General features: G+C 62.8%; 10 protein-coding genes. 2 read left to right on the top strand and 8 right to left on the bottom strand.

Annotated features, from left to right (window positions below; genetic code table 11):
• The 5 genes from AC3VI7_RS10040 to AC3VI7_RS10020 form a co-directional block, all read right to left on the bottom strand.
• Nucleotides 1-1,315, bottom strand: a 1,315-nt coding sequence (locus tag AC3VI7_RS10040; RefSeq protein ID WP_489669408.1) for a S41 family peptidase, incomplete at its 3' end; no start/stop codon positions are given.
• Nucleotides 1,315-2,178, bottom strand: a complete 864-nt coding sequence (panC, locus tag AC3VI7_RS10035) for a pantoate--beta-alanine ligase (protein WP_489669407.1) — start codon at nucleotides 2,176-2,178, stop codon at nucleotides 1,315-1,317. The genes panC and AC3VI7_RS10040, both read right to left, overlap by 1 nt.
• Before the next feature lie 18 nt (nucleotides 2,179-2,196).
• Entirely contained in the window at nucleotides 2,197-3,072 is an 876-nt protein-coding gene (panB, locus tag AC3VI7_RS10030) for a 3-methyl-2-oxobutanoate hydroxymethyltransferase (protein WP_489669406.1), read from the bottom strand.
• A 55-nt stretch (nucleotides 3,073-3,127) separates the two neighbouring features.
• Entirely contained in the window at nucleotides 3,128-3,982 is an 855-nt protein-coding gene (locus tag AC3VI7_RS10025; RefSeq protein ID WP_489669405.1) for a segregation and condensation protein A, read from the bottom strand.
• A complete protein-coding gene (locus AC3VI7_RS10020) occupies nucleotides 3,924-4,124 on the bottom strand; it encodes a DUF3460 family protein (RefSeq protein ID WP_489669404.1) in 201 nt (66 codons plus the stop codon). The genes AC3VI7_RS10025 and AC3VI7_RS10020 overlap by 59 nt, the downstream gene beginning before the upstream one ends.
• A gap of 75 nt (nucleotides 4,125-4,199) precedes the next feature.
• On the opposite strand from AC3VI7_RS10020, the gene AC3VI7_RS10015 reads away from it, so the two are divergent.
• Nucleotides 4,200-4,997 (top strand): CYTH domain-containing protein, encoded by a 798-nt coding sequence (locus AC3VI7_RS10015; protein WP_489669403.1) that lies wholly within the window; start codon nucleotides 4,200-4,202, stop codon nucleotides 4,995-4,997.
• Here AC3VI7_RS10015 and AC3VI7_RS10010 read toward each other — a convergent pair whose 3' ends face one another.
• Entirely contained in the window at nucleotides 4,998-6,659 is a 1,662-nt protein-coding gene (locus AC3VI7_RS10010) for a SulP family inorganic anion transporter (RefSeq protein WP_489669402.1), read from the bottom strand.
• 25 nt (nucleotides 6,660-6,684) lie between these two features.
• Nucleotides 6,685-8,763: a methionine--tRNA ligase gene (gene metG, locus AC3VI7_RS10005; protein WP_489669401.1), complete on the bottom strand. Its 2,079-nt coding sequence runs from the start codon at nucleotides 8,761-8,763 to the stop codon at nucleotides 6,685-6,687.
• Nucleotides 8,764-8,872: 109 nt separating this feature from the next.
• Between metG and apbC the strand changes: the two genes are divergently transcribed.
• The gene (apbC, locus tag AC3VI7_RS10000; RefSeq protein WP_489669400.1) at nucleotides 8,873-9,976 is read left to right on the top strand and encodes an iron-sulfur cluster carrier protein ApbC; all 1,104 of its coding nucleotides are present in this window, start codon (nucleotides 8,873-8,875) and stop codon (nucleotides 9,974-9,976) included.
• On the opposite strand, the gene AC3VI7_RS09995 is transcribed toward apbC, so the two are convergent.
• Nucleotides 9,954-12,740, bottom strand: coding sequence for a S8 family serine peptidase (locus AC3VI7_RS09995; protein WP_489671494.1), 2,787 nt, complete (start codon nucleotides 12,738-12,740; stop codon nucleotides 9,954-9,956). The two genes, apbC and AC3VI7_RS09995, sit on opposite strands and share 23 nt — an antisense overlap.
• Between the last annotated feature and the right edge of the window lie 429 nt (nucleotides 12,741-13,169).

Here is a 13,169-nt window from a genome sequence, read left to right as displayed (position 1 = left end):
TGGCGCTGGCGACGGCGGGGCAGGTGCCGGTTTGGATGTGGGTGAGGGCAGCGTGGGTGAGGGCTTCGGTGTCGGTGCCCAAGGGCAGGTCGAAGTTGTCGGCCACGGTGCAGCCCGGGGTGGGGGCGAGGCCGTTGTAGTAGCGGCCTTGGGCGGCGCTGTTGAAGACTTCAAAGCGCAGGGCGCTGTAGGTTTTTTGGCAGTAGCTTTGCGGCTGAAAACCAAAGGGCTTGCCGCAGCTGCTGTTGCCAATCTGGATGACTTGGATGTGTGGGCTGAGGCCGTTGATCACCAATTCGCTGGCCGAGCAGGTGCGTCGGCCGGTGAGGACGTAGACGCGGCTCAGGTTGAGCGCGGTGCTGGCGCTGGCCCGAAAGACATAGTTGCCGTTGCTGGCGCTGTGGCGGGCGTTGTAGTGCAGGCTGCCAAAGATGCGGTTGTCGAGGGCGCTGCCGCCGATGGCCGAGGCCAAGTCTTGGGCCAAGTTGATGTAGCCGCCGCCGTTGTAGCGCAGGTCCAGCACCAGCTCGGTCACGCCTTGGGCTTTGAACTGCGCCAGCTGCGTCGTCAGATCGGGCCGCAGGCTGCCGTCGGGGTTGTAGCCGTTGAGAAAATCCTTGTAGAACACATACCCCACAGCGGTCGGCGCGGCGCTGGGGTTGGCTGGATGGGGCAGACTCAGAACGCGGCTGTAGCGCGCATCAACCGGCGAGAGGTCATAGACCGCCGCTGTCAGACGGACGCTGCGTGGGGTGAGGCTGGTGATGCTGTCGCGCACACTCAACTGGATGCTTTGACCCACGGCGCTGGGGGTGAGCAGCGGGAAGGACCCGGCAGCTTGCATCGCGCTGGTGGGGACGCCGTTGATGCTTTCCAGCACCATGCCGCGCTGCAAGCCAGCGGCCTCGGCGGGGGAGTGGGGCGCGATGTAGCGGATGCGGATGGGGCTCGGGTCTTCGGGTCGCCCCGCCACCGTCACGCCGTAGTTCAAAGTCTGGCCCGCCGAGAAGCTCAGGTTGTAGCTGGCGCTGTCTTGAACGTAGCTCCACTGATCCAGCGGCGTGATGCCGTCCAGATCCTTCTTGACCAGCAAGGCATCGAAGTAGCTCTCGATGGTGCCAAAGGGCGCGGGATCGACGCTGGGCAGGCGGTCGGCAAAGAGATACACGTCCTGCATATCGGCCAGCAGCCAGCTTTTTTGTTCGGCCAAGCCGCAGATCGTGGTCGTCGTGATGCCGGTTATGTGTGGGCCGTTGCCACCCCCACAGCTCACCAAGGCCGCTAAACCCATCACGGCGCCGAGGCGAGCTCGCATCAGATTTCGAGGTTGTCGATCAATCGGGTCCGGCCCAAACGGGCAGCGCCCAGCACCACCCACGGGCTGGCTTGGGCTTGATCTTCAGGCGTGGGAGCAAGCAGATCGCTGCGGCGGCGCAGGGTGAGGTAATCCGGTTGCCAGCCGCGTGCGGCCAAATCGGCCATGGCGTGGGCTTCGAGGGCGGCCAGATCAGCGTGTGCCCCGTTTGGGTGGCTGGCTTGGCGGGCCGCTTGACCCAAGCGTTGCAAGGCGCGGTAGAGCTCTGGGGCTTCGGCACGCTCTTGCGCACTCAGGTAGCCGTTGCGCGAGGACAGCGCTAAGCCGTCGGCCGCGCGTTCGGTCTCGCCCGCCACCATGGTGATCGGCATGGCGAACTGCTCGACCATCTGGCGCAGCACCAGCCATTGCTGGTAGTCCTTCTTGCCAAACAGCGCCATGCCCGGCTGCACGCACTGAAAGAGCTTTTGCACCACGGTGCAAACGCCGATGAAAAAGCCCGGGCGGAAGTGACCTTCCAGGATGTCGGCCAAGGCTGGATCGGGCTGCACCTTGTAGGTCTGCGGCGTGGGGTAGAGCACGGTTTCGTCGGGCGCGAAAAGCACATCGCAGCCCGCTTCGGCCAGCAAGGCGCTGTCTTGGGCCAAGGTGCGCGGGTAGCGATCAAAGTCCTCGTTCGGACCGAATTGCAGCCGGTTCACAAAGATGCTGGCCACCACCGTGCGCCCACTGCGGCGCGCTTGGCGGATCAGCGCGAGATGGCCGTCGTGCAAGTTGCCCATGGTGGGCACAAAAGCGGGCCGCTCTTGGCCGGGTTGAGACAAGGCCGCGCGCAGTTCGGTCAGGGTATGGAAGATGTCCATGAGAGGGTTGGGCGTTGTTCAGTAAGCGTGGCGGGTGGGGTCGGGGAAGCGGCCGTCTTTGACCGCTTGGACGTAGGCGCGCAAGGCGGCGGCGACATCGCCCCCTTCTTGGGCCACCTCGGCCAGAAAGTTCTGCACAAAGCGCGGCAGCTTGCCGCGTGTCAGCCCCAGCATGTCGTGGACCACCAGCACTTGACCGGCGGTGGCCGGGCCTGCGCCGATGCCGATGGTGATGAGCTGTGGGTTGTCGGCTTGGACATCGGCCGCCACGCTCGATGGCATCAGCTCCAGCACCATCATGCTGGCCCCGGCCTCGTGCAGCTCGCGGGCGTGCTGGCGCAAGCGGCTGGCCGCTTCAGCGTCGCGGCCTTGAATGCGGTAGCCGCCCAAGGCGTGCACGCTTTGCGGCGTCAGGCCCAAGTGCGCGCAGATCGGCACCCCGCGTTCGGTGATGAAGCGCACCACCTCAGCCGTCCAGCCGCCGCCTTCGAGCTTGACCATCTGCGCGCCCGCTTGCATCAAGGCCGCACTTGAGCGCATGGCCTGATCGCAGCTTTCGTGATAGCTGCCAAAGGGTAAATCGGCCACCAACCACGCCGTGCCGCCGCCAGCGGCCAAGCCCCGAGCGACGCAGCGGGTGTGATAGACCATGTCGTCCAAGCTCACGCCCAAGGTGCTGTCGCGGCCTTGGATCAGCATGCCCAGCGAGTCGCCCACCAAGAGGGTGTCGCAACCGGCCTCATCGGCCAAACGCGCCAAGGTGGCGTCGTAGGCCGTGAGCATGGTGATCTTCTCGCCCTGGGCGTGCATCTCGTGCAGGCGATGCAGCGTCAGGGGGCGGCGGGTGGTGGAGGTGTGGGAGGTGGCCGGAGCCATTTCAGCGTGACTGCTCATGCGCGGCATTCTATGCAGCCCGAGACGCCCCGCTGTGGGGGCTGACCCTGTGGCCTTAGCTTTGGCGGAACGCCAACCGCAGATAGATCGGCGCGAAGGCTTCGGCTTGGGTGAGTTCGATCAGCTGTTCGCGGGCCAACTCCAGCACGGCGATGAAGGTCACCACCAAGCCTTGCACGCCGTGACTCAGGTCAAACAGGGTGTTGAACTCGGCAAAACGGCAATGCTGCAAGCGGCGCAGCACTTGACCCATGTGGTCGCGCACCGAGAGCTCCTCGCGGGCGATGTGGTGGTGCTCCACCAGCCGAGCGCGCGCCAAGATCGCTGCCCAAGCCTCTTGCAAGTCTTCACTGCGAACTTCGGGCAGGCGCGGCAAGGCCACGGCTTCGATGGACAAGCCGGTGGGCAAGAAATCGCGCCCGAGTTGCGGCAAGGCGTCGATCTCGATGGCGGCTTGCTTCATTTGCTCGTATTCGAGCAAGCGACGCACCAGCTCGGCACGCGGATCTTCACCCTCGCTCGCGTCATCGGCGCGGCGCACCGGCAGCAGCATGCGCGACTTGATCTCGATGAGCATGGCGGCCATGAGCAAGTACTCGCCGGCCAGCTCCAAGTTGTGCGCGCGTAATTGGTCGATGTAGGCCAAGTACTGACGCGTCACATCCGCCATCGGGATGTCGAGGATGTTGAAGTTTTGCCGCCGAATCAGGTACAGCAGCAAGTCGAGCGGACCTTGGAAGGTTTCGAGAAACACCTCCAAGGCTTCGGGCGGGATGTACAGGTCCTGGGGCAGCGCAAACATCGGCTCGCCATAAAGGCGGGCCTTGGCAACCGGATCCACCGCCGTGACTTCAGGCGTGGGTTTGATAGACGTAGGGCTGTTGTTCGACACGGCCAGCGTTGACTTCACGCACTTCTTCCCGGCTCACGGGTTGTTCCCACAGCAGCGCACGGCCTGCGAGCTGGCGTGCTTCCAGCGTCGGATCTTGCTTTTTGAGCGATTCGATGAACTGGGTGGCTTCGGATTGGTAGGGCTTCCAGAACAGAGGCATGGTGCAAAGCTCCAAGGGGTCAGGGTGCGCGATTCTACGGGCGAGCCGCTTGGGCTCACGTCACAATCCTGCGCCATGACGACTGAAATCGAACTCAAGTATCAGATCCCCGCTGAGCCCGCCGAGCGTTTGGCGGGTGTGCGTGAGCATCTTGCTCGACTCGGGCCGCTGGCTGTGTTGCCTTTGCAGGCGCGCTACCTCGATACCCCCGAGCGCAGCTTGGGCTCCAAGGGGCTTGCATGGCGCTTGCGCCGTGAAGGTGGGCCGTGGGTGCAGACCCTCAAAGGGCGGGGTGACGATGTGATGACGCGCTTGGAACACAACGTCGAGCTTGATGCTTCAGCGCTCGAAGGCCCCCATCAAGAGCCGGTGCCCAAGGTGGAGCGCCATGCGGGCACTCCGGCGGGCGAGGCCTTGATGCGTGCGCTGGCGGCTGCGCCTGAGCAAGCTTTGACGGTGCGCTTCACCACCGATATTCAGCGCACGTGGGTGCGTGTGCAGCATGGCGGGGCCTTGATCGAGCTGGCGCTGGACGAAGGCAGCATCGCTGCCGCCGGGCAGCGTTTGGCGGTGTGCGAGCTGGAGTTTGAGCTGATCGAAGGCCGGGCGGCCGACATCTTGGCCTTTGTGCGGCCGTGGATTGCCGCGCACGGCTTGTGGCTCGATGTGCGCAGCAAGGCCGAGCGCGGTGATCGGCTGGCGCGTGCTCAGCTGGGCGCTGGGCCGGTGGCGACGGGCGATGGCCTTGCGGCTCGCCTGCGTAACGCGGCGGAAACGGCTGAATTTGGTGCGCCCGCCCAAGCTGCGCTGGCCCGTTCAAGCGCGGTCCAAGAAGCGTTCTTGGACGAGCTGGCGCTGGCTCAGCGCACCTGATCAGCGCACCTGATCGAGTGCTGCGCCAACGCTGGGCACGATGGCGTCGTCGCCCAGCAAGGCATCAAAGCCGACCCGGCGTATCAGCGAGAGCGGCTGCTCGTTGACATTGGCCAGCACCAAGCCGATGTCTTGACGCTGCAAAGTGCGCCAGAGTTGCTGCAAGGCGTCGAGCCCGGAGGAGTCCATCAGCACCAGTTTGTGCATCTCCAGCACCACGGCGCGCGTGCCAGCGGGTAGTTCTTCGGGCAGATCCTCGATCTTGCCCACCGCGCCGAAGAACAGCGAGCCGTAGAGCTCAAAAACATAGACCCCGGGGGGTAGATCTTGGTCCGTCACGGGGCTGACGTCGAAGAGCGTGCCCATGCGCCAGATGAAGAAGATGCAGGCCAGCACCAAGCCGACTTCGACCGCGACCGTGAGATCGAAGATCACGGTGAGCAAGAAGGTGCCCACCATGATGATGCGGTAGGAGTGGTTGAACTGGCGCAGGCGCACGAACTCGCGCCACTCGCCCATGTTCCAAGCCACGAACAACAAAATGCCAGCCAGCGCGGCCAAGGGCACATGCAGCGCCAGCGGTGCGGCCACCAAGACGATCAGGAGTAGCGCCAAGGCGTGGATGATCCCGGCGATGGGTGTGGCGGCACCGGCGCGCACGTTGGTGACGGTGCGGGCGATGGTGCCGGTGGCGGGGATGCCGCCAAAGAAGGGCGTGACGAAATTGGCCACGCCTTGGGCCATCAGCTCTTGATTCGGGTCGTGGCGGCGAAACTCGGTCATGTTGTCGGCCACGCGAGCGCAGAGCAGCGACTCAATCGCCCCCAGCAGCGCAATCGTGATGGTCGGGATCAAGAGCTGCTTGGCCCCGGCCCAACTGAAGTCCGACATCGAAAAACTGGGCAGTGACTGTGGGATGCCGCCAAAGCGCGAGCCGATGGTCTCGACCGGCAACGAAAGCACAAAGGTCAGCAGGGTGGCCAGCCCGAGTGCGACGATGGTGCCGGGCACGTGGGCGGCGACGCGCCGGGCGTGGTCACGCGGGGTCATCGGTGCCTGCGGCATGGTGTAAGACTTGGGCCACAGCACCACGATGGCCAAGCAGACCAAGCCGATCAGCAGCGAGAGCGGGTCTAGGTCGTGGATGTGATTGGCCAAGGTGCCGATCTGGGTGAAGAAGTCGGCCGGGAGCTTGTCGATCTTGAGTCCGAGCAGATCCTTGACCTGCGAGAGCCCGATCAGCACCGCGATGCCGTTGGTGAAGCCGATGACGATCGACACCGGGATGTAGCGCACCAAAGCGCCGAGCTTTAACCAGCCCATCAAGAAAAGCAGGATGCCGGCCAGCGAGGTCGAAATCAGCAAGTTCGCCAGCCCGTAGCGCTCGACGATGCCGTAAACGATGACGATGAACGCCCCGGCCGGGCCGCCAATTTGCACCTGTGAGCCACCCAAAGCCGAGATCAAAAAGCCCGCAATGATGGCCGTGAAGATGCCCTGCTCAGGCTTGACGCCCGAGGCAATCGCAAAGGCCATCGCCAAGGGCAAGGCCACGATGCCGACCGTCAACCCCGCGCCAAGATCGGCCAGAAAGCGTGTGCGGTCGTAGCCCTTGAGGCTATCGAGCAGACGCGGGCGAAAGGGGTGAAAGCGGCGCAGCATGGTGGGGTCCTTGTCTCTTCTCGTCTTATCGGATGCGCATCCCTGGCTGGGCACCGGGGAAGGGCTCCAGCACAAAGATGCCGGGGTGGGTTTTTTCATCGGCGTGGCTGGCGGCCAGCACCATGCCTTCGCTGATGCCGAACTTCATCTTGCGCGGTGCGAGGTTGGCCACCATGACGGTGAGTTTGCCGACCAAATCTTCGGGCTTGTAAGCAGATTTGATGCCGCTGAAGACGTTGCGATGGCGTCCCTCGCCCACATCCAAGGTTAGGCGCAGCAGCTTGGTGCTGCCATCAACCTGTTCGGCATGAACGATCTTGGCCACGCGCAAGTCCACCTTGGTGAAGTCGTCGATGGTGATCTCGGGGGCGAGTTCTTCGCCGCCGGGCACCAGCTTCGGGGCGGCGGGCGGGGCGGGTGGTTCGAAGAGGGCCTCAAGCAGTTTGGGATCGACGCGCTGCATCAGGTGCTGGTAGGTGCCAATGGTGTGCGCACCCAGCAGCTGGTCGGTCGAGGTGAAGTCGAGCGGGGCGATTTGCAAGAAGGCTTCGACGTTGGCCGCCAAGACCGGCAGCACCGGCTTGAGGTAGATGGTGAGCAGGCGGAAGGCTTCGATGCAGACACTGCAAACGTCTTGCAGCACTTGCTCTGCGCCTTCTTTCTTGGCCAATTCCCACGGCTTGTTGGCATCGACGTACTCGTTGACGCGGTCGGCCAAGGCCATGATTTCGCGCAGCGCCTTGCCGTAGTCGCGGGACTCAAAAAGCTCGGTGATGGTGTGGCGATGGGCGCGCAGGGTTTCGAGCAAGCTCATGCCGTCCACACCCAGATCGCCGGACAGCTTGCCGCCGAAACGCTTGGCCAAAAAGCCCGCAGCGCGTGAGGCGATGTTGATGTACTTGCCGACCAGATCGGCGTTGACCCGCGAGCTGAAATCTTCCGGGTTGAAGTCCACGTCTTCGACGTGGGCGTTGAGCTTGGCAGCGATGTAGTAGCGCAGCCACTCGGGGTTCATGCCGAGCTTGAGGTACTTGAGCGGATCGAGCCCCGTGCCTCGGCTCTTGCTCATCTTTTCGCCGTTGTTGACGGTCATGAAACCGTGGACGAAGACACTGTCGGGGACTTTGCGACCGCTGAAGTGCAGCATCGCCGGCCAAAACAGGGTGTGGAAATAGGTGATGTCCTTGCCGATGAAATGCACCTGCTCGACGCTGGGGTCGGCCATGAAGTCCTCGAAGCTGCGGGTCTCGCCGTACTTGGCCTTCGGTCCGCCTTTGTCGAAGTAGTTTTTCAGCGAGGCCAAGTAGCCAATCGGCGCGTCCAGCCAGACGTAGAAATACTTGCCCGGCGCGTCGGGGATCTCGATGCCGAAGTAAGGCGCGTCGCGGCTGATGTCCCAGTCACCCAGGCCGCCTTGGCCTTGCTCATCCTTGGTGAACCATTCCTTGATCTTGTTCAGCACTTCGGGCTGAAGCTTGCCGCTTTCTTGGGTCCACGCTTCAAGGAACGCCACGCAGCGCGGATCGCTCAGGCTGAAGAAGTAGTGCTCGCTGCTTTTGAGCACCGGCGTAGCACCGGAGAGCGCCGAGAACGGGTTTTTCAGTTCGGTTGGGCTGTAGACCGCGCCGCAGACTTCGCACGAATCGCCGTACTGGTCCTTGGCACCGCACTTCGGGCACTCGCCCTTGATGAAGCGGTCAGGCAAGAACATGCCCTTGGCCGGATCAAAGAACTGTTCTACCGAACGCACGGCGATCAGACCGGCCGCGCGCAGAGCCCGGTAGATGTCTTGCGCCAAGACGTGGTTTTCGGCCCCGTCGGTCGAGTGCCAGTTGTCAAAACTGATGTGAAAGCCGTCGAGGTACGGCTTGCGACCGGCGGCGATGTCGGCCACGAAGGCTTGCGGTGTTTTACCGACTTTTTCAGCCGCGATCATGATCGGCGCGCCGTGGGCGTCATCCGCACCACAGAAATGCACCTGATGACCCTGCATGCGCTGAAACCGCACCCAGATGTCGGCCTGGATGTATTCCATGATGTGGCCGATGTGGAAGTGGCCGTTGGCGTAGGGCAGGGCGGTGGTGACAAAAAGCTGGCGAGTCATGTGCGGTGTCTGTTCTAGGGCCTTGGGGCAGGAGGGGGCGATTTTAGGCGGGCTCCGCTAGACTGCACGCGGTCTGTGATCCTGCTTCTCTACTCTATTCACTCCCCCCATGTCGCCCACTCCTATCGTGACTGAAACTGCTCTTCTGGCCGTCCTGCAAACGGTGCTTGATCCCCAAACCGGGCGCGATTTTGTGAGCACCCGACAACTGCGCGATGTCCGCATCCAAGGCTCGTCTGTGTCGTTTGAGGTGCAGATGAGCTATCCGGCGCGCAGCCTTTGGCCGAATCTGGACGCCGCCTTCAGTGCGGCCGCTCGCAAGGTGCCGGGTGTGTCGGCGGTGACGGTGCGTTTTTCGACGGCCATCGTGGCGCACGCCGTGCAGCGTGGTGTGCAGCTTTTGCCGGGTGTGAAGAACCTGATCGCCGTGGCTTCGGGCAAGGGTGGGGTGGGCAAGAGCACCACCGCTGCCAATTTGGCCTTGGCGCTGGCGGCCGAAGGGGCCAAGGTGGGTTTGCTGGACGCCGACATCTATGGCCCCAGTCAGCCGACCATGCTGGGCATTGAAGGTCGCCCCGACAGCTTCGATGGCAAAACCATGGAGCCGATGATCGGCCACGGTTTGCAGGTGATGTCGATCGGCTTTCTCATTGACGACGATCAGGCCATGGTCTGGCGTGGGCCGATGGTGACGCAGGCCTTGGAGCAGTTGCTGCGCCAGACGAACTGGAAGGACTTGGACTATTTGATCGTCGATATGCCCCCGGGTACGGGTGACATCCAACTCACGTTGGCGCAGCGCGTGCCGGTGACAGGTGCGGTGATCGTGACCACGCCGCAAGATATCGCCCTGATCGACGCCAAGAAGGGCTTGAAGATGTTCGAGAAGGTCAGCGTGCCGATTCTGGGCATCGTTGAGAACATGGCCGTTTACTGCTGCCCGAACTGCGGCCATACCGAACACATCTTTGGGGCCGACGGTGGCAAAGCCATGGCCGAGCAATACGGGGTGGATTACCTCGGGGCGCTGCCGCTGGAGCGTTCCATCCGCGAGCAGACCGACGCAGGGCGGCCCACGGTGGTGGCTGAGCCCGAAGGAGCCTTGGCCGGCCTCTACAAGGCCGTGGCCCGCAAAGTGGCGATCAAGATCGCCGAGCAATCCAAGGACTACTCGGCCAAGTTCCCGACCATCACGGTGTCCAAGGCAACCTGAGTGGGTTGAGCTTGCTGGGGCTGAGGGCTGCTGTCGCGTGTGGCATGGCCCGGTCACGCGTACCGGGTACTTGGCGGTGGACACCGACCAACGGCAAGCTGTTGCGGCTTTGCAAGGACACCGTTGTGATCGGTGTGACTTGCAGGTCAATGGTGCGCGCGAGGGGATTACCGAGCGTGATGGCCTCAACTTCGGTGCTGTGGGTGCTCAGCACCGTGCTGCACGGCTCACCCCGTTGGCAGATGTAGTCGTCGTTATCGAGATCCGCGCCGGCAATGACGCTGACTCGGTTGCGGCTGTAGCCGTTGTAGCTCCACGTGTAGCGCCCGGCGTTGGCGGTGGCTTGCACCGTGGCGACCACATCGTTGCGGTCGGGGTCGATCAACACCACGTACATCGGGCCGTAGGTGGTGGCCAAAGCGCTGTTGTCGGCATCTTGTCGCGTCACCATCAAGCTGATGGACAGCGTGCGCGTGGGCTTGAGCTGGACGGTGATGCGCAGATCATGATGACCTGGTGTGAGCAGCGTCCGGTCCACATACAGGGTATAGAGACCTTGGCCGGTGGCATCGACTTGGGTCGGGTTGATTTGCACCGCCGGTGATGAGCTGATCACGGCCGTAATGGTCTCTGTGGTGGTGGCGTTGGTGTTGGTGGTGGGACTGCTTGCCCGTAGTTCGAGCTGGGCACTGGTGCGAAAACTCCCCAAATCAAAGCTGCTGGGTTGGGCCGTGATGGGGATCAAGGTGGGCACGGGGATGCTGGTGGTGGTTTCCAGCGCCACATCCACCGCTTTGCGGGCATTGATCAGACCCATGCCGAAATCGTGGTCTCGCCCGGCCACCCCCAGATCATCGGTCAAGCGACCGGCGGCAAGAAAGGCGTCGATTTGGGTCGGACTCAAGGCCGGGTTGATGTGTCGCATCAAGGCCAGGGTACCGCTGACGTGCGGTGCCGCCATCGACGTGCCTTCCAAGGGGCCGAAATCGGCCATGCGGGCATTGTTGGCATTGAAGCTGCTCACGGTGCTGTAGATCGAGTTACCCCCTGCGGAGACACCCAAGGCCGGATCAGAACCGCCGCCCGGTGCCACCAAGCCCAGCGCACTGCCGGTGTTGGAATAAGCCGCCAGTTTCTTTTGATGATCGAGCGCCCCCACGGCAATCACCCCACGGCAGTTGGCCGGCGCACTCACGGCCACCCGACGACCCAGATCAAGTCGGCTGGAGTTGCCGGCGGCCGCCACCACCATCACCCCCGCAGCGCGGACCCGGTCGATGGCGTTTTGATAGGCCACCGGGCAATTCACGTCGCTGCCCAGACTCAAGTTGATGATGTCGGCGCGCCGTGCTGGCAAGGTGCCAGAGTTGTTGTCCAGCCCGGCGGCGTAGAGCATGGCGTTGACGATGTCCAAGGTGCTTGCGCCATGTCCGGGCTGAAAGACCCGTAGCGGCATGATCTGCGCCATGGGTGCAATACCTGAACCAAAGCGGCCGTTGAAGGTCGAAGCCGCGATCAGCCCCGCCACATGGGTGCCGTGAAAGATCGGGTTGTCGCTGCGCTGCGCCGGGTTGTCGCCGTTGGCGATGTTGCCGTCACCGGGGGAGATATTGGTCAGAAAGCTACGGCCGGCTGAGAGCAGTTGAGGGTACAAGTCCGGGTGATCCAGCATCACCCCATCGTCAATGACGGCCACCACGGGTGTGCGGCTGCCCGGAATCGATAGCGTCCCCAACCGATTCAGTGCTGAGCTGAGATTGATCTGGTCGTAGTGCCAGCGTTGCAGGCTGTAGGAGGGGTCGTTGGGCGGGAAGGTGCCGGCCAAGGTTTGGGTCTCCATGCGCCAGTTGGGGTGGACGCCCAAGTAATAGCCGGTGGCCTGAATGGACTTGGCGTATTTCAGGGCCATCACCGCTGCGGGAGTCTGGGGGCTAGGGGTCGCCGTATTGCGCTGGTTTTGCGCCAAGCGGCTGAGGCCTTGGGCGAGCGCGATTTTCTGGCTAGGCAGTTTGAGCAGCTGTGGGCCTGTGCCTGGGCTCGTGATCAACTGGACCCCCGCTGCACTGACGCTGGCCGGTAAAGCCAAGGCGGAAGGTCGTGACAACGCTTGCGTGGTGGCGAGCATGCGGTTGCGTTCTACTTTGGGCAGCGCCAGCAGCTCTTGGGGATTGAAGTTAAGCGTACTGGTGGTGGTCATGCACTGACCGGAGCTGCCCAGATCGGCTACACGCAGGTTGTAGACCGAAGCCCCCATAAAGGCATGAACATCAATGTAGTAGGCCCCGGTTTGATGAACTTGGATGCACTTTGAGCGGGTATCGGCTGTGTTGGCAAAACCAAGTTGGCGGCCATCTTTGGCGATCACGTAGAGGTCAATGTCGGCACTGCCCACCTCTGCACTGCTTTCGAGCTCGATGCTCTGGCCCGCGACCAAATCCATGCTGTACCAGTCATCGCCATCGCCGCTGGCTTGGTTCGCCCCAGAAGGCCCGGTACCGGGTTGGTTGACTGTGCCCACCAACAAGACCGGATTGGGCAGCCCTTGTGCGGTATTGGGGTCGTCGTTGGTATGCCGATGGGCTTGGTTGCCGTCATTGAGGTCTGAATCCACGGCAGCCGCAGAAGGCACGCTGATCGTGCCCGACAGTCGCAGACCGGGTTGGGTGCCGACCGCACCACCTGTACCCGCACCCGCACTTGCGCCACTGGTGGGCCCACCATTGCCGCCGCCACAGCCAAGAAGCAAGGCGGTCAGAAGCCCCAAGGCTCCATGAAAACAGAGTCGAACCATGTTGTTTTTGAAGCGAGTCAACCGCGTAGCAATGACGTGAACAAGCAAGCTGCTCACGTCATTGGGCCCGTCGAAAAGCGGCAATTGTTCACGATGGGGGCCTTCAGCGTCCACAGCGTTTTACCGATGGGCACGAACAGAACGTCTGGCACCACTGTTATCAAATGTAGGAAGACCCCAGCTATCCGTTGAATAATCCGCAGCGTTCAAGCAAATTCAAACGAGGAGACCCCCTATGACATCCCTGACAGGCGGCTTTTTGGCCAAGGAGCGCACCATCGCTGCGCCTGGTTTCAATCGCTGGCTGGTGCCACCTGCTGCGTTGGCCATCCATCTTTGCATCGGCATGGCTTATGGCTTCTCGGTGTTTTGGTTGCCGCTTTCCAAGGCGCTTGGCATCAA

This window comes from Leptothrix toolikensis (SeqCode) (genome assembly GCF_057922285.1).
Note: the sequence above shows the minus strand (reverse complement) of the source record. Positions and strands in the feature narration are given on the sequence as shown.

Bases quoted from the DNA above. Each gene is read 5' to 3' on its own strand.
- panB (WP_489669406.1), bottom strand. From the start codon at position 3,072: ATGAGCAGTCACGCTGAAATGGCTCCGGCCACCTCCCACACCTCCACC.
- AC3VI7_RS10020 (WP_489669404.1), bottom strand. From the start codon at position 4,124: ATGCCTCTGTTCTGGAAGCCCTACCAATCCGAAGCCACCCAGTTCATC.
- metG (WP_489669401.1), bottom strand. From the start codon at position 8,763: ATGACTCGCCAGCTTTTTGTCACCACCGCCCTGCCCTACGCCAACGGC.
- panC (WP_489669407.1), bottom strand. From the start codon at position 2,178: ATGGACATCTTCCATACCCTGACCGAACTGCGCGCGGCCTTGTCTCAA.
- apbC (WP_489669400.1), top strand. From the start codon at position 8,873: ATGTCGCCCACTCCTATCGTGACTGAAACTGCTCTTCTGGCCGTCCTG.
- AC3VI7_RS10015 (WP_489669403.1), top strand. From the start codon at position 4,200: ATGACGACTGAAATCGAACTCAAGTATCAGATCCCCGCTGAGCCCGCC.
- AC3VI7_RS10010 (WP_489669402.1), bottom strand. From the start codon at position 6,659: ATGCTGCGCCGCTTTCACCCCTTTCGCCCGCGTCTGCTCGATAGCCTC.